10 protein-coding genes and 2 pseudogenes are annotated in these 17,437 nt (G+C 59.6%); 2 read left to right on the top strand and 10 right to left on the bottom strand.

Annotation, left to right across the window (positions count from 1 at the left end; translation table 11 throughout):
* Positions 1-245 precede the first annotated feature (245 nt).
* The 4 genes from ACQR1W_RS36450 to ACQR1W_RS36435 form a co-directional block, all read right to left on the bottom strand.
* Positions 246-896 carry a hypothetical protein gene (locus ACQR1W_RS36450; protein WP_434855292.1) on the bottom strand — a complete coding sequence of 217 codons (651 nt, stop codon included), beginning with the start codon at positions 894-896 and terminating at the stop codon, positions 246-248.
* A 55-nt stretch (positions 897-951) separates the two neighbouring features.
* Positions 952-1,392, bottom strand: coding sequence for a DUF2721 domain-containing protein (locus tag ACQR1W_RS36445; RefSeq protein ID WP_434855291.1), 441 nt, complete (start codon positions 1,390-1,392; stop codon positions 952-954).
* A gap of 55 nt (positions 1,393-1,447) precedes the next feature.
* Complete coding sequence (locus tag ACQR1W_RS36440; protein WP_434855290.1) at positions 1,448-2,767, bottom strand: TAXI family TRAP transporter solute-binding subunit; 1,320 nt, start codon at positions 2,765-2,767, stop codon at positions 1,448-1,450.
* A gap of 240 nt (positions 2,768-3,007) precedes the next feature.
* The gene (locus ACQR1W_RS36435) at positions 3,008-5,653 is read right to left on the bottom strand and encodes an arylsulfatase (protein WP_434855434.1); all 2,646 of its coding nucleotides are present in this window, start codon (positions 5,651-5,653) and stop codon (positions 3,008-3,010) included.
* Between the two features lie 1,848 nt (positions 5,654-7,501).
* Between ACQR1W_RS36435 and ACQR1W_RS36430 the strand changes: the two genes are divergently transcribed.
* Positions 7,502-8,113, top strand: a complete 612-nt coding sequence (locus ACQR1W_RS36430; protein WP_434855289.1) for a hypothetical protein — start codon at positions 7,502-7,504, stop codon at positions 8,111-8,113.
* 254 nt (positions 8,114-8,367) lie between these two features.
* Here ACQR1W_RS36430 and ACQR1W_RS36425 read toward each other — a convergent pair.
* From ACQR1W_RS36425 to ACQR1W_RS36400, 6 genes and pseudogenes are all read right to left on the bottom strand, one after another.
* Positions 8,368-8,793 (bottom strand): annotated as a pseudogene (locus ACQR1W_RS36425) (hypothetical protein).
* 40 nt (positions 8,794-8,833) lie between these two features.
* On the bottom strand, positions 8,834-9,343 hold the full coding sequence (locus ACQR1W_RS36420; protein ID WP_434855288.1) for a hypothetical protein: 510 nt from the start codon (positions 9,341-9,343) through the stop codon (positions 8,834-8,836).
* A gap of 318 nt (positions 9,344-9,661) precedes the next feature.
* Positions 9,662-11,231: pseudogene (locus ACQR1W_RS36415) on the bottom strand (arylsulfatase); the annotation flags it as partial.
* Between the two features lie 165 nt (positions 11,232-11,396).
* Positions 11,397-11,774 carry a hypothetical protein gene (locus ACQR1W_RS36410; RefSeq protein WP_434855287.1) on the bottom strand — a complete coding sequence of 126 codons (378 nt, stop codon included), beginning with the start codon at positions 11,772-11,774 and terminating at the stop codon, positions 11,397-11,399.
* A gap of 50 nt (positions 11,775-11,824) precedes the next feature.
* Positions 11,825-12,625, bottom strand: a complete 801-nt coding sequence (locus tag ACQR1W_RS36405; protein WP_434855286.1) for a hypothetical protein — start codon at positions 12,623-12,625, stop codon at positions 11,825-11,827.
* 146 nt (positions 12,626-12,771) lie between these two features.
* Positions 12,772-14,430: an arylsulfatase gene (locus ACQR1W_RS36400; protein ID WP_434855433.1), complete on the bottom strand. Its 1,659-nt coding sequence runs from the start codon at positions 14,428-14,430 to the stop codon at positions 12,772-12,774.
* Positions 14,431-15,923: 1,493 nt separating this feature from the next.
* Between ACQR1W_RS36400 and ACQR1W_RS36395 the strand changes: the two genes are divergently transcribed.
* Positions 15,924-17,105: a GNAT family N-acetyltransferase gene (locus ACQR1W_RS36395; protein ID WP_434855285.1), complete on the top strand. Its 1,182-nt coding sequence runs from the start codon at positions 15,924-15,926 to the stop codon at positions 17,103-17,105.
* The last annotated feature ends 332 nt before the right edge of the window (positions 17,106-17,437 follow it).

The raw sequence follows: 17,437 nt of genomic DNA, 5'->3' as shown, positions 1-17,437 counted from the left end.
ATCCGTTGGCCGGGTCGACTATGCAAAGTCGGCATATTGCGTAGGGGAGCTGGCATGCGATTGCGCCGCTTGCCGAATTTGCATAATAGCGGGCGCCCGCGCTGTTCGGGGAGCCACCCTCGGAAACATTGCGGTGCCTCGCGGCGCAGTCCGCGACCGTCTGGAGTCGCCTTACACCCCGAGATCGATCAGAAGTCGCAAAAAGTTGCCGTCATGTCGTAAGCGATAGCTTTCGCAGTCGTCGACTACTTGAGGGCCTGTCTGGCCGGCCCCGAGGAGCAGCTCTTTTGCGGTTGCCCTCCGGACTCAGTTGACTTTTCTGGCTTGTACTCAAAGGGGTCTCCTGCAGACGCATCGAGAGCCGATAGATCGGCTTGGTCCAAATAGGAGATCGCCTTTGCCCGCGTCGTGACCATCTTGCCGATCACGGCATTGGGGACCCCGAACTTTGCCCAGACCCTCGCTAGCTTAACGGTCAGGATCATGGACCCGCGGTCCTCGATGTCTCTATGATCGGAAACCGCATGGACACCCAGTTTCGACTGTTTCCCAAAATGGCGGCTCGTTGCTGCGAAGAAAACGAAGGCACACGCAGAATCGCACTCGCCAGCAACATAGACGGCAAGCCTCCTGCGATGGACGAGGTCTGCGATCAGGAGTCCTTCCTCGAGATCTCCGCCATCTGAACTCAGATCGAGGCCGACGATCGACTCGTTTCTCTTGAAGTGAGACCTGAACCGCGAGTAGTCACCTTCCTTGATGTCGCCGCGCATCCGCAAGACAACACCCGAGCAAGCGGCTACACGCCGAATCTCCAGGGACGAACATGTGCCTGGGAATAGAATAGCAAAGAACAGACAAAGCGCTTTGATCATCTGCCGGAATTGCATATCCATCGGATCCCCCAACAAAAATTCGTAGTTCCGAAGTCGTTCAGTCCTAACCGATCCGCTATGCGTGATGGTCAAAATCACTGAGTCCAATTCGCGTCTCGCGGGCGAGATCGACGAGCGATAGCAGGAAAAACGTAAGGGCGACAATGAAGAAGACCGCAACGCCGTATTCGTGTGCCAGGTGAAGCATCGCGCTGACGAATGCCATGATAATCAGCAGAGCCGTTAATATGGCGGCGATGGTGGCATAGAGCACCGATCTGTTCAGGAGCGCGGCCCGACGCTTCAAGCGCGGAATGTCCGCCTTGAGGTAAGATGTCTCATCGGAATCTGGAATTTTGTGAAGATACTGCGAGCGATCGATGACGCGATTCATGCGCGAAAGCAAAACAGAGATGAACGCTGCAACTGCGCCCAGGAGAAATGCCGGCGCCGCAACGCTGCCGATGATGCTGGACAATTGATTGAGTGAGGGCGCGAGCGCAACCAAATTATCCACGTTTCCAAACTCCCGCGTTGCGGACGCACCACGGCTCCTTGATGAGAGACAATTCTCAAGCCGCGGGTACACGTGTCTGCCTCATTGCAAGCGCCGAACGGCGATAGTGAATCAGGTTGTCGAGGCGATGAGCAGCCAGATTCAGGGTGCCCGCATCGATCGCATCTTCGTCGCCTGCAGCGGTTTTTGCGAGTTGCGCTTTGAGAATGCTATCGATTTCCTCTTCGATATCTGACAGTGCAGCCTCACTGTCGGCATTCCTTGCCTGGCGGGCCAGCGAATAGAGAGAATCGAGTACGCCCTCTTTGTTTTCCTTGCCTAAACCGAGGAATTTCCACGCGGCGGCTGCGACTGTGGCAAGCGCTCCAAGTATCATCGGTGTCAGGTAGATTGCATTGCTGTACTTGTCCATGAAGCTCTGCACATTCCCGTTATAGAACGCGGCCGCACCGGGGTGCACGGGAATGTAGGAGTCCTGGTCGGTGCTTGCGGCCGTGACCTGCGCAAGGATCGGAAGCTCGTGAAGATCTCTGCGCGCATTCATGAATGATTGAGTCAAGCTCGCGATCAGATCGGAGTCGAGCTTCTTCTGCGCGACCAGATAAAACGATACCCGGAGCGTCGTGAGATCATCCTCGGGAACCGGAGGCGATCCGCGTAACGTGCCTTTTGGCACGTCGAAGCTTTCATACGCCCCATGTGTCTGGGCAATCGCGCCGGCTGATTCGATCGGAACCAACACTGGCGTGGCCTTCGCATTTGGCTGCACGAGAGAGCGAAAGAGCGCCAAGTATTTTTCAGTCAAGGGAATTGCGACCAGAAGTGCGCCGACCTCCTTGTTCTTGAGAGCCTTCCCGGCATCCGCGGGCGCGACGTCCTTGAAAGAGACCTTGGCGGGATCGAGATTGTACTCTTGTGTCAAGGCGGCAACGACGTTCCGGTTCAGCTCACCACCCATCACACCGACTGTATGGCCTTTCAGCCCAGTCACACTGTCGATCGATGAACCCGGAGGCGCGGTAATCAGCACCACGGCATGCGCCACGATCGCCACGGCTCGGGCCTGCGATAGGTCGCCAACGTCACCCCGGACGACAGCCAGGTCTACGTTGCCGGCCGAAAATGCCTTGGTCGCGTCCACGACATTGCCGGTATCGATGACCTTGAGCCGAACCGGCGCATTTGTCTCTGTCAACCGGCTCGCGATGGCCGACATCGCGTGCACCGCTTCACCGTCGAGCGATCCTGCGGCGACAGTGAGTGTCGTTGGATGCGTAAAGTATCGATAGGTGAAAAGACCTGCGCCGGCGACTATGCAGAGGGCGGCGACAAGTACGACGATACGGAGCCAAAACGGCAGCCTGACCGAGATCATGCGCTTAGCCCCTTTACGACTAACGTCCGGCCTCAACGCCATTCTACGCCAATGAGTCACTCAAACCTCCGCGCCGGCCCGGTCCGCGGCGTATGCACGGGCCGGGCCGCGCGCAGCCTAACGGCGTACCCCCGTCCGACTATGCAAATTCGGCAAAGTCCTCCGCTCTGTCTTGGAGGCGGTTAAGGTCGCGAGGCGTAGCGCAGCTACGGACGGCGTCTGCGCCCCTGCAGTGACCAGCTACTGCATGCAGCCACGCACGAAGGCCGCTCGCTCGGCAAGTCCGAGATTCTGGGTAAGGGCTTGTTTGCGGCAGGTCTCGAGCTTGTCCATTTGCACCTCGATCTTTCGCGCCACTCCAATCCCAGTATCGCTGCCGGACACCCGGGCTTGACCAACGGTCTGAGCGTTGGATGCGGCGGTTTGCACCGAGGGACCGTCGCCAGCTGCCCGAGCGGTTTCTTCAAGGCGCTTGATGTCCGCCGGACTGAGCTTCGGCCGGTCAATTGTCAACGCGATCCGGTCGAGCTTTCCGGTGAACGCGAACGGGATTTGGTAGTCATCGCTGACCGGCGAGCCGGTGTCGGAGCCGATGTCCATGCTTTCATCGAACTGCAGAATGAAAGGCAGGGTGTGCTCCATTTTCTGCGTGGCGACCTCATTACCATCAACTTTCAACACGCCGGTGCCGCCCTGGCCGATACCGCTGTAATTGCCAAAGGCCAGCGTTCCCGGTCCCAAACCGTCATAGCGGAAATCGAATTCCACCACGTGCGTTCCAGGAGCAAGTTCTGGTCCCTCCCAGCGGATGCGTTTCAGGTCAACCAGATTCCAGAGGAAGACCGGCTTGCTCTTGAGCAGATACAACCCGTATCCGCCGAAGCGACCACCTTGGGTGATCAACATGCCCTCAGCGCCGTCCTGTGGCACCTCGATCTCCGCTTTGAAGGTGTACGACGTGTTCAGGATGCTGGGCGCGTCGCCGTTGGGTACGCTCGTCATCGGTCGGATCCAACTGAACTCCGTGCGGCCCGCACTCAGGCTTGGCCGCGGCGTGATGGCCCGCGTCACGAACGAGGAATCCAGTGGCTCTACCTGATATTTCTCGGCCTCCTGCCAGAACATAGCCTGTAGCTCCTTCAGCTTGTCCGGATTTTTGGCCGCGACGTCCTCGTACTGGGTCCAGTCATTGTGGAGATCGTAGAGCTCCCAGGGATAGTCGAGCACGTTAGCCGTCGGGGTCTTGTTGTCCCATGGCACGCGCATCACCTTGGTACTGGCGATCCACCCATCGTGATAGATCGCACGGTCGCCCATCATCTCGAAATACTGAGTGACATGGGTGCTCGGCGCACCCTCGTTCTTCTTATCGAAGGTATAGAGCATGCTGACGCCTTCGATCGGCTTCTGCGGGATGCCATCCACGATCTTGGGCTGTTGGATGTGAGCGGCCTCTAGAATCGTCGGCACGACGTCGATGACGTGGTGGAACTGATTGCGGATGCCGCCCTTGTCCTTAATGACGGCCGGCCAAGAAATCGCCATGCCCTGGCGCGTTCCACCGAAATGAGATACGATCTGTTTGGTCCAGGAGAAGGGCGTGTCAAAGGCCCAGGCCCAGCCGACCGACATATGGTTGTAGGTCTTCTCGCTGCCCCAGATGTCGTAGAAGTATTTCAGTTGCTGCTCGACGGTTGGATTGGCGCCATTGAACATCGCGATTTCATTCGGCGTGCCGATCAAGGTACCTTCGGCACTGGTGCCGTTATCACCTTCAATGTAGATGACCAAGGTGTTTTCGAGCCTGCCCAGATCATCGATCGCCTGAATGACGCGCCCAATCTCGTCGTCGGCGTAAGCGACATAGGCGGCGAAGACGTCCGCTTGGCGGATGAAGAGCTTCTTCTCGTCGTCGGAAAGCTTGTCCCAGCTCTTGATCAGATCGTCTGGCCAAGGCGTCAGTCTTGCGGTTTGCGGGATCACCCCAAGCCGCTGCTGGTTAGCAAATATCTGCTTGCGCAGTTCGTTCCAGCCCTGATCGAACAGATGCTTATCGCTGATCTTTTTGATCCACTCCGGGGTGGGATGATGAGGAGCATGGGTCGCGCCGGGCGCGAACTTGACGAAGAATGGCGTGTCAGGCGACAAGGCGTTCATCCGGTTCACATAGTCGATCGCCTCGTCCGCCATCGCGGTCATCAAATTCCATTTCGGATTTCCGACGAAAGGATAGATCGGCGTGGTGTTGCGAACGAGATTGCCGGGGTCCCACTGGCTGGTGTCCCCTCCCATGAAGCCATAGAAATATTCGAATCCCATGCCCGTCGGCCACTGGTCAAACGGACCCGCCTGCGAAGATTGATATTCCGGCGTGTTGTGGTTCTTGCCGAACCATGCGGTGTGATAGCCATTGTCGGTCAAGATGCGGCCGATCGTTGCCTTGTCCTTGGTGATGACGCTGTCATAGCCGGGATAGCCCGTCGCCTGCTCGGCGACGACTCCATAACCCGCTGAATGGTGGTTGCGTCCGGTGATCAACGCGGCACGGGTCGGCGAACACAGCGCGGTAGAATGAAAATTGATGTAGCGCAGGCCATTGTTGGCAATGCGGTCGAGCGCCGGCGTCGGAATCACTCCACCGAACGTGCTTGGTACGCCATAGCCGGCGTCATCGGTGATGATCAGGAGCACGTTGGGCGCGCCTTTCGGAGGCACCACCCGTGCGGGCCAATACGGCTTCGAACCCTTGGCATCGCGCTCAATCTTGCCGCCGAATTTCTGCGGCGGCGGGGGGAGCTGGTCGCCCGGGATCGTGATCGTTGCAGCGGGGGAGCCGGGGGGAGGTGGGCTCGATGGCGTCTGTTGCGCGAACGCGGCCCAATTCATCAGGAGAAGGTCTGCAAGAGCGAATATTAGCGCGGCAGAAATCGATTGACGAGTAATCATTGCAAGGCCCTCCCTTGACAGGACGCAGAGCAACGGTAACTTGGTGTCATATCTCGTGAGCCAACGCTGAAGCGCAAGCGAGGACGAAAGATCCTGCTTCGGAGAGAATGGCGCGGCTGATTTTCATCATATGCCGACCATGCAGTGCCGCCACCAAAATGGCTAACGCATCAGCGCGATAATCTTGCGAATAGTTCTCCCGCGATTCGTGAATTTGTCTTCTAGCGCGACAATCCTGCAACCGTCCGATGTGCGCGCACGTTGCGAACTCGCTACGTTCGGATGAAGTCCGGCAGTTGACCTTGATCGAGATCAATGGGTCGCAAGTGCTGACGTAGGGTATTAAAAATGACGGCGCCAATTGCATTACCGCGGTCAATAGCAGTACCCGCTGGGGGGGCGGGACCCATCACATCAGGATTACACCCCACGCGCCGAATCTCGAGGCCGGAAGTAATATTGCCAAGACCAGGCAAAGCGCTCTGAAGATTTCCGCCCCCCAGCGCTGTCCCCGGTCGCTATGGGGGATCCAGTGGCCTTAGTGGAAGCGACTGGCATTCCCGCACCCTTCATGGTCGACGCGCATCGCGCAAAAGCCGATCGGGGGCGTGAGCCTCGCCTACACGTTCGACAAGGCAAACGCCGATGCACCCTCGCGTCACCGCATCGCCTGCTGGGCCGCGGCCGGCGCAGCGGTCACGAGCACGAATGCAAAAATTCCAGGCAGGAGCGACTTCGCTTTCATAAAACTCCTCCCTTCGAAAACTACATCGGCCGAAGTTTGTAATAGCCTCAGCCGGAGGTGACGTGCCGGTCAGACCGCGTCCTGCACGGTGCGATACGCATCCGACAGTGGTTCTGTTCTTCCGGCGTCAGCTTTGGCCGATCGAGCGTGATCGTTAGTTTGTTGATCGTGCCGGTGAACTTGAATGGTGCCTGGTAATCCTGGTCATCCACTGGCGTCGGACCGCTGACGCGGACAAAGAACCTTTGGTCGAGCGGTAGCGTCGAGCGGTAAAGTTAAGGGGAAGGAACGGATCCCCGGCACATCATGATTTGCCGCTAGGGCGTCTTCGAAGATTAGGCCAAGGATCGTCTCCCCGCACTATGCGATTTCGGCTGAAATGGCAGGTCATCTTCAAGCGCGCGTTGTCATGCGATGTCAGGGTCGGCGTTGCCGAAATCGGCTGAGGCAAACCTGACATCTCGACAGGTCACGACTCGCGATGGATTGCCCAGCGACTTCGAGCTCCGGTCCGGTGTAGCTCAGTAACGAGGATCATCAGGTCATTCGGCGCGCCCGAGCCGACGCGAATAACTGAGCTGGGCTACCGGGAGCGGCATTCGGCAAGAGGATGCCGGCATCGCTCGGCCAAAGTAGCTTTGCTCGGCGACACTCCGCCTATTGCACCAGCTCTAGATCGGGCATCCTAAATGCCTTTGACCGGAACGCGTCCTCCGGCGCATACAGCGGAAGCAAGAGAAAGGGCTCCTTTCTCATCGTCGGTATCCAGCTGATCTCTCAGAACGTTGAGGAGCATTTGAACCAACCTAAAGATCGACGCTGCGATCAGCATTTGTCTTCGGACCGTTGGTTTTGCCGAAGTTGCATGGCCGCGCAGCGATCGCCCCACCGTAGGAGCGGCGCTGTTGGCCGAAGTTGCATAGCCGAGGTGCGCGACCTCCAGTAAGCTCTACGCGCCAGTTTCCGCTAAGTGCGACAACAAAAACAAGCTTGCCGGAAGGCATTGACTTTATGGGGGGCTTTCAAAGCTCAGGAGAAAGTCCATGCGTGTTTCGCTATTTTGGTCGACAATTGTCATTGCATCCACAGCGGCGGGTGCAGCGGCGGCGGCTGACAATCTCAAGGGTACTTACTCGCTTGTAGGTGCTCAGGTGTGCCTGGTCGCACCGGCCGGGTTCAAGCAAGACAGCAATGGAAATTACACGATCCCAATCGGCGAGACCAACCTCAGTCAGCTCACCACCGAAGGTCAGGTCATCTACAATGGCGATGGGACTGGTGAGGCGAGGCAGACGTTCGTGACCATTGTCCCGCCGCCCAATCCTTATGGAGCGGCAGTAAGTGCGGGCACAGTCTCTTACTCGTTCACTTACACGCCCGAGGGTGATCACGCATATCGTATGGCCGTCAAGCCCGGCACCTTTCAGGGTATGCTGAACGCCGGACCGAATGCTGGCAAGCAATTCTCCATCGAGGGAGAAAGCAGGCTGTTCCGGGTCTCCGATGACGGGAAGAAGATTACAGTTGCGATAGACAAGCCATACGTGCAGAAAATTACCTTTTCGGGAGATTCTCAGCCTGTTCAACGAGTCTGCACGTCGATCAGTAACCAGTCGCTGGTCGATCAATCCGTTACGGTGGGGAAGAGCAAATGACCAGGTCGATTGCGATCGGCTAGATCGCCTTTCGGTCGTTATATCGGCGCAAGTTTCGATCTTTGCGTCGATTCCGTTGCCGGTAGTTTGCTTACCCCCCGGCTCAATTTCCGAGATGGGTTAGGGACAAGACCGATACTCACGCACCGCACTTGTGTTGCGCAGATCATCGGTCTTGCCCGCATAGGGGCGCTCGCCCAACCGGCTTATGGCATCGCCCGATTGTTGGCACTCGTTGAAAGGATCGGATTGCGTTAGCAGGAGCGATACATCGCCTGCAGCCGCTTGCCTCGCAGGATGATTGTTCGTGGAGTCAATCCGCCGCGACGAGCGATGCAGCGCTGCACCTGTACGGGATACATCGTAAACAGCATCCGAGTTGCTTCAAAGTTCGTGATCCGTCGGTGTGCGCCGAAATCCCAGGCAGCGTGGAAGGCGAGGCTGGCCTTGGAAGTCACGCATATTTTGTGGCGCGGGATGATGGCCAGCACGATGGTCCAAGCCGACGCGCAAAGACCGTCGATTACCACCGCTTGGCCGGAAGCACCCAGTTCCTAATAACCGTCTAAGTAGCTGCCAATCCGTCCTCCCCAGTCATTCGCAATCCGAACTGCTGCCTCGATTGCCCCGATACCCGCCAGCAACAACGCTGCCGCGAGGAGTCCCCTCAGAAGCTTCATCTCTTGCCGCCCTTAGGCGAATAGCAAACGCTCTATGTTTTCACCACCAGCCATAGGATTGATAGCAGCCGTTCACCCAAGTGAAGCCGTTCCAGAACACACACCCGTCATCCGCATACGGATAGTCCCAGGTACTCGCAGCGATGGCACCAGCGGCGAGCCCAGCCGCAACCGGCCAGCCCCATCCCCATCCGCCCCAGCCACGGCGCCAGCCCGCTCCCGCCCAGCCGCCGCGCCATGCCGCACCACGCCATGCGGCACCGCCCCAACCAGGTCGCCCGACCACTCCGACGCTGCGAAAGCCAGGACCACCAAAAGCCATGGCGCGGCTTCCCGCGAAGCCGGCGCCCCTAAATCCGCCCGCTGCGAAACCTCGCCCCGCAAAGCCCCCGCCGCCGAAGCCTCCGCCATGAAATCCGCCGCCGAAGCCGCCGCCATGGAACCCGCCGCCGCCGAAGCCTCCTCTCGCTCCGGCAGGCTCTGGAGTCAGCGCCAGTATTGATGCGAGCATCGCAAGACCACTTAGAATCGCCAATCTCTTGTTGCGCATGACATGCCTCCTTTTGATTGCGGGCATCGGCTCTTGCATCAGCCAAGGCGGCGCGATCTGCCATCGTTCACAAGAGGTGCACCAGCAGAACTCGCACCAAGCCGTTGCTCAATATGCGGTGACCGGAACGGTCCGGCTCAAGATGCCTTGCATCCGCCGAGGTTGGCGGGGCCACGATGAGCACGCTATGCAGTTCCGGCTGACGTGGGTCGTGATCGACGCGCGACGGCTCACATCTAGGTGTGTACTCTTCGTTGTGCTCAGGTCGGACGACCGGCGATTTGCCTTCCGCACGCGTCAATCATCCGTGGTCGTCTCCTAGTTCGTCGACGGCGGGAGCCGCAGCTTCTCCATTGCTTGCTCGACCGAGAAGCTGCCGGGCCGCTGGCGCGGTGGAAATTCGCGGAAGCTTGCGATGTGCTCCGCCACAATCGCCTGCGCCGGCACAAGGAGAAAGGCGTGGTCGACGAACCAGCGCACGTAGTCGCCGGATTCGTGCTGCGCTCGCTCGAACGGGTCGGAGCGAAGGTTGAAAATTCCGGGCAGGCGCAGCTGCGCCAGCGGTTTGGCACAGACGTTCATCCCCTCCGCCCGCTGCTCCAGGAATACCGCCTTCCACTGCAGGTACCGCAAGCCCGCGAGATTGCCGTCGTCGGTCCAGTAGAAGAACTCGCGCCGCTTGTCCGAACCTTTGCCAGCCAGCAGATCGCGCTGGTCATAGCCGTCGAGGTGGACCCGGAAATTCTTGCCAGCGGCATCGTAGCCCTGCAACAGCTTCTCCTTGATGTTTGGCTCGCCCGCAGCTGGCACGAGCGTGGCCGCCCAATCCTCGGCGGAGAAGATATCATTGACCTCGGTGTGCGGCGGCACCGGGCCGGGCCAGCGCACAATCGCAGGCACGCGGTAGCTGCCTTCCCAATTGGTGTTCTTCTCGCCCCGGAAGGTGGTGGTGCCGCCGTCGGGCTAGGAGAACGTCTCGGCGCCGTCGTCGGTGGTGTAGATCACAATGGTGTTGTTGGCGATACCGAGATCGTCGAGCTTCTTCAAGAGTTCGCCGACCTGTTCGTCATGCTCGACCATGCCGTCCGGGTAAATGCCGAGCCCGGTCTTGCCTTGCGACGTGGGTTTGAGGTGAGTCCAGATGTGCATCCGCGTCGAGTTGAACCACACGAAGAACGGCTTGCGATCGCGCACCGCGCCGTCGACAAAGTCGATCGTAGCCCGCAAAAACTCCTCATCGATCGTTTCCATGCGCTTCTGGGTCAGCGGCCCGGTGTCTTCGCATTTCTGCTTCCCCCATGGGCCGAAGCGGGGATCGTCACCCGGCGTGTCTGTTGCTGTCGCGACGCATTTGACCACACCGCGCGGGCCGAATTGCGCCCTGAACTTCGGGCTCTTCGGATAGTCGGGATTTTCCGGTTCCTCCTCGGCGTTCAAGTGATAGAGATTGCCGAAGAACACATCGAAGCCGTGCACCGTCGGCAAGAACTCGTTGCGGTCGCCGAGGTGGTTCTTGCCGAATTGTCCGGTCGCATAGCCCTGTGGCTTGAGCAGCTCGGCAATGGTCGGGTCCTTTTCCGACAATCCCTCCTTCGCTGCCGGCAGCCCCACCTTCAACAGCCCGGTGCGCAGCGGTGACTGTCCGGTGATGAAGGCGGCGCGGCCCGCTGTGCAGGATTGCTGACCATAATAATCTGTGAAGATCGCGCCCTCGTTGGCGATGCGATCGATGTTCGGCGTGCGATAGCCCATCTGACCGCGATTGTAGACGCTGATATTCCAGTAGCCGATATCGTCGCCCATGATGACGAGGATGTTGGGCTTTTGCGGTTGCTGCGCCGATGCGGGTGCGACCATCCATGGAAGCGAGCGATGTCAGCAGAACGAGCAACACTCTCTTCAGCGAGTTCATGATCGGCTCCTCCAGATCGGGGCTCGGCAGCTCCCTCGGCGGTGCTCAGAGCGAAACTGTCTGGCGGGGGAACCGAGACGCTATGCCAACCGGCAAGAGTTCCTATCGCGTGCGCAATCGCGCGTTCCGTCGGTAAAAGCATCAGCTCCTGCCGGCGGCAGCTTGCGACATCGCGTCCTTGCAGGGCTCGCTCACATCTGCGATGTGCGATTGCATGCAGGCCTCGATGCGGCCCTTGCCGGGCTTGATGCCCGCGCAATCCTGCTTGACGTCGGCCGCGCAGGCCTTGCCGATCGCCGCGGCTTTGAGCAGCACGGCCTGACACGGGGCGGATAGGTCCTTGAAATGCGACTTGATGCACGCCTTGATCCGGCCCTCGCCGGACTCGACGCCGCTGCATTGCGCCTTGACGTCGGCGGCGCATACTCGCGCGACGCTATTTTGCGCCAGCGCTGCGGACGTGCCGGTCATGACAATCAGGGCGGCGGAGAATGCCAATGCAATCGGAGCTCTGTTCATCACGCACTCCCTTTGTTCATTGACGGATGGCAATAACGAGGCCAGGCAGCTCAGTAGCAAGGCGGGTAGTGATAGTAGCCGCAGGCCCCATGGGGGGACGCCGCCGCGGCGCCTGCCGCCGCACCCAGCGCGGCACCACCGACCGCGGCAGCCGCGTAGGGAGCTCCGCGATACCAGGCGCCGTGCGCGATGTAGGGATGATAGCCGACGCCGACAGCACCGACGTGAGCGACGCCGACGCGACCGACACCGACGGTCCCGACTCGTCCGAAATCTCCACCGCGGAAGCCGCCGGAACGGAAACCTCCCGCATGGAAGCCCCCGGCGTGGAAGCCACCGAAGCCGAAGCGATCGATGAACAGGGCCGCCCGCCCGCTGCCGCCCGTGAGCTCGCCCTCGAGCACGTCTACATCGAAGGTCAGATTGTCGCCCTCGAGCTTCGCCGTCTTCAGTGTCACGACGGCATCGCGGATTTTCGATCCGTCGTCGTTGAACACGGAGATGGTAGCGTTCGGCGGATCCTTGGTGAAGCTCTCATCGCTTTCATTGCTGGGGGACCATTCCTCCAGCAAATGCGCCGTCAGCGTATGCCCTGCCGCTCGCACCGGGCGGTCCGCGAACACGATCGTGTTGGGCGCGACGCCGTTGAGTGTCAGCTTGCCGTTCTGCAGGCTGGCGCCATTGGCGTTGATGGCGATCAACGACGGCACGATATCCGGGCCGGGCTGGCCGATCGTCTTCTGGAGCGGTACGTGCTCCGGCGTCGAAGGTGCTGTCTGGGCCAGCGCCGGTGCTGCTCCGCAGAGCAGCAGGGCGAGGATCAAAGAACCAGTTCGCTTCATGATGGACATGAGCAACTCCTTGCATTCACTGACCCAAGCGCATGGGGCAGGTGATGGTCTTTCGAGGGATTGGAAGTGGATGCAGCGCTCCGCCGTCACGTGCGGACGCCCCCTTGGGAGCGCCCGTCTGGTCACATCACGGCCGCGTCACGAAGCTACTCGCTCGCGGAGGAGGCGTTGGCCTTCTTGACCTCCTCCAGAACCTGGCTGAGATTGTAGCTCTCTGGTGCCTGCAGCGGCGGGAACTTTTCGTAGCTCGCCAAGTGCTGCGCCCACAACTGCTGGCCGATCGGCAGCATGTTCCAGTCATACAGGAAGGCGGTGGACGGACTGCCGAGCGAGCCGCCCAGGGACACGGCCGATTTCTGGTCGATGCCGACGTTCTGCTCGAACGGATCACGCTTGATGTTCTGGACAAGCGTGAAGTGGAAGGGGACGAGCGGCATGATCCAGCCGGCCGGCCCGGGCTGCGACATGGTGTAGTACATCTTCCAGTTCTTGTAGCGCACCGCGGACGGCGTCGCGCCCGAGAAATAGAAGAAGTGGTTCCGCGCCGATTGCTCCGACTTGCCTTCGAGATAGTCGCGCTGGTCGAAGCCGTCGAGTGTGGTCTTGACGATGCCGGGATACCGGCCCGCCTCGATCTGCTGCTTCAGTTCGTCGCCCTTGGGGCCGCCGGCGACGTCAACTAGTGTGGGCACCCAGTCGAGGGCGGCGAACAGCTCTTTCTTCACCGTTCCCGGCTTGATGACGCCCGGCCACTTGATGAGCATCGGAGCGCGGTAGCCGCCTTCCCAAGACTCGCCCTTCTGGCCCTTGAACGGCGTCACGCCGCCGTCCGGGAAGGAGATCGCCTCGGCGCCGTTGTCGGTCGTGAACACGACGATGGTGTTGTCGGCCTGGCCCATATCGTCGAGCTTCTTGAGGACGAGGCCGATGTTATCGTCGAGTTGCTTCATGCCAGCTTCATTGAGGCCCCAATCCTTGCCGCCGCGCTCGCCAATCATGGCCTCGTATTTCGGCGGCAGCACGGTCGTGATGTGCATGCGTGCGGGGTTGTACCAGACGAAGAAGGGCTTATTGGTCTTCTTCGGGTCGTTGCGGTCGAGGAAGCTGATGACCTTTTCCGAGATCTCCTCGTCAACCGTCCTTGAACGGTCCAGCGTCAGCGGCCCCTCGTCACTGCACGCCTGGTTCTTGCCGGTACCGTCCGGGGACTTGCACGCCAGGATGTTGCGTGGAGGCGTGAGACACACCGCCGTCTTGGGATCCACCGCGCCGGGTACTTCGGCTACGCCGGGGATCGGCGTGTTCTTGCAAGGCGGTGCGACGGTCTGCTGGAGCGGGGTCTTGTTGATGTCAGGGAAGCTGACCTGCTGCATCGCGTCGAGGTGATAGAGATAGCCCCAGTATTCCTGGAACCCGTGTGCCGTTGGCAGGGCTTCGGTGTGATCGCCGAGATGGTTCTTGCCGAACTCGCCTGTGGTGTAGCCGAGGTCAAGCAGGAACTGGGCCAGCGCCGGGGTGCCGGGCCGCAGATAGGACGGGCTGCCCGGGAGTTGAGGCGGAATCATGCCGGTGCGCAGCGGATACATGCCGGTGAAGAAGGCATTGCGGCCGGAGGTGCAGCTCTGCATGGCGACATAGTCCACGAAGAGCGCGCCTTCATTGCCGATGCGGTCGATATTCGGCGTCTCGCCGACCATCAGGCCGCGGTGGTAGATGCTCGGCTGCATCCATCCGATATCGTCGCCCATGATGAAGAGGATGTTGGGCTTCTGTCCCTGCTCGGCGGAGGCAGGGACACATGCCATCGTTGTGGCAGTACACAACGCGGCAAGAGCGCCCCAGACTACTCTGTGAATGCTCATGGTTGCTTCCCTCAATGTCGGCTGCCGAAGCTCGGGCCACAGCCTTCCCCGTTCCACCCACCGACCGTTATTGCCTTTGCCGATCCAAGCAGGGTGATGATGGTTCGGACAATCCCGCCGGACGCCTGCGCGGCGAAATTGGTCGAAACGTTCTGGGTGCGCTATGCGCTTTCGGCAGCTTGTGCCTGTATCTGCGCAATGTGATTGAAGGTGATGATGTCTGAGAAGCGTCTGACACTCCTTGCATGACGCGCGACTATGCAGATTCGGTTGGCGCGCCGCGTGGCACCGTCCACGCAACCTGACGTGCAGCTTCCTCGCCGGCGAGAGCCGTCCACATGAGCGGGCCAGAGGCTTATGGCGTTCGCCTCGTTACGGCGCGGCGATCGAGTGTGCGTGACGCCGTGATTGCCGGAATCGCATAGCGCGCAAAAGCAATTGAGCCGAGGCTGCCCTCGGAAACCTTCGCGGCTCGGCTCGCGCCGGTCGGTAATTTTCAATTGCCGGCACCAGTGGCATCTATTCCGTGTGCTCGGGTATTGGCGGGCTTAGGCGACTCATGACTGGGACGTGTTCTTTCGTTGCGGTCTGACGCCGCGGAAAGAGGGTGATCATGCAGCAAGCGGAAATGCCGGGGTTCTGATCGCCGGCCCTTTGCCGGCGATGCGCGTGCGCGATTCTCAACGCGCCGTCTGCTCCAACGGAAATTACACCATTCCGATCGGCAAGACCAACCTCAGCCAGCTCACCACCGGTGGGGAAGGAGCAGGTGACGTGAAGCGCGTTGATTGCGGATTGGCTGGATTCACGGTGTTGGTCGCAACATCAGCGCGAGTTCGAACGCTTGCTTCGATTCCGCAACTGGACGGCCCGGTCACGCCAGTCGCGATCGCCCGCAGTCCGGGTAGACCACGAGTGGATGGCGTGTGCGTGGCAAAGACAACCGTCCGTCACGCCCCGCCGAGTTCTGCAGGTAGGTGCGATCGCTCGCGGGCGTTTGCGCTCGCTACCAGCAATCACCAGCGCGCTGACGCCCGATCCATCATAAATCGGGCGCCACGAACGTCCGCTTTAGCCCATCCAAGCGCACGTGCCGTCTTGCAGTTTCGTGCTGGCACGTCGGGCAACGGCAACGTCAAGCCGCCCGAAGATCCGGCAGGAACTGCTTCGTCCTCATGAAAGGACGCAAAAAAATTTCATGAGCACGGGCGAGCAATAGCCGCGTTTCTGGACGACCGCCTTGGGTCCGCAAGCCGCAATATTCGCGGTCGGAAATCACGTCGACACTGCGCCCGAAATGAGACCTGAGCGAGGTCTGCGAAACCAACAGTCTCGCCATGATCTTGGTTCAGCGTCGACGTTTCCCGCGGCTGCCGAGGAAATAGTCAGCATCGCGTCGAGTTGTGAATTTCACCGGAGCCCCGCGGAGTGGAAATATGAGCGCTATTCGCCCGGGCGTTCCCAGCACGCACCGCGAGACATTTTCGATTTCCGTTGTGTCGCGTGCCGAACTATCTGGATGCGCGCCCTGGATGGCTACTTTCGCCGACCAACGAAAAGACTATCGGTATTACGAGATTCTGGACGATACTCTCCGGGATGACTTCGATTACCGATATTTTGCGATCGTTGATAATAAGGGCCATATACGAGCGGTCCAGCCGTTCTTTCTTGTAGATCAAGATATTCTCGAAGGGCTTGGCGCTGAACGATTTCATTGGATTTCGTGCATCCGACGCTTCTATCCGCGCTTCCTTAAGCTGCGCACGTTGATGGTTGGTTGTTCCGCCGGGGAGGCTCACCTCGCAGCCACTGAAAATCTACCTGTCGACATCGTAGCGGAAACCTTGTCGAACGGCATCATTGCGCAAGCGAGTTTGCTCAACGCGCAACTGGTCGTCCTGAAGGAATTTCCCTCTCGCTATCGCAAAATACTTCACTGCTTCGTGCAATGCGGTTTCGCACGTGCGCCGAGCATGCCGATGACCGTGCTCGACATAGGGTATGACAGCTTTGATGCGTACATGGCAAAGGCGCTGAAGAGCTCGTCGCGAAGGAAATTGCGCAAGAAGCTCGCGGCGACAGCCGGCATATCTGACATTCGCATGAGTGTCACTGACGATGCGACGAGTTTCGTTGATGAGATTTATCCGCTCTATCTGCAGGTGCTGGGGCGCTCAAGGATGCAGTTCGAGAAGCTAACGAAGGACTTTTTTCGCCAAGTCGGCCAAAGAATGAGCGATAAGGTCCGGTTCTTCGCGTGGCGTCGCGGAAACGCGCTGGTAGCTTTCAGCCTTTGCATGGTGCAAGGAGATTCGTTGTACGCGGAGTATGTGGGCTTCGACTACGCCGTTGCACTCGACCTGCATCTCTATCACTACGTCGTTCGGGACATGATCAGTTGGGGGATCGGGAATGGGTTCAGATGGTTTCGCAGTAGCGGCCTAAACTATGATCCAAAGCTGCATATGAGACACCGACTCGATCCCATAGATCTGTATGTGCGCCATACTTCCGCACTGGCGAATGCGATGTTCAGGTTCGCGTTGCCCTGGATTGTGCCGGCGCGCTACGACGCGACACTGAGGCTGTTTCCAGATTACAAGGAACTTTGGTAACCATTGCTAACTTCGCGTTCCCACCCGTTGCTACTGGCTTTTCTCAACATTGAAATCAGAGGCGGTACGTCGTCGGGCAGAATGTTTTTCTGAGCCACAAAGCCGCCGCGCTCACACAGCGGCGCATTTCTCGGATTCGAGTTTTCGAGATAGGCGGGCATGCCTGCCTCGTCTATACGCCTTAGCGTCTGACCTGCCACTGAAGTTTCATCCAGCGGCGTTTAGAGTCCGAGTGGGTTTTACGCCGATTGGCGTGGGTGGAGCAACGGGCGAGCGGCGGAGCTGGTCGGGGTTGCGCAGCCGATCGCCCGTTGCGGTGAATGTGGCAGCGT

The sequence above is a fragment of the Bradyrhizobium sp. HKCCYLS1011 genome (genome assembly GCF_051167795.1).
Classification (GTDB): Bacteria; Pseudomonadota; Alphaproteobacteria; order Rhizobiales; family Xanthobacteraceae; genus Bradyrhizobium.
The sequence above is the reverse complement of the archived record's forward strand: the minus strand, read 5'-3'. Positions and strand labels throughout refer to the sequence as shown.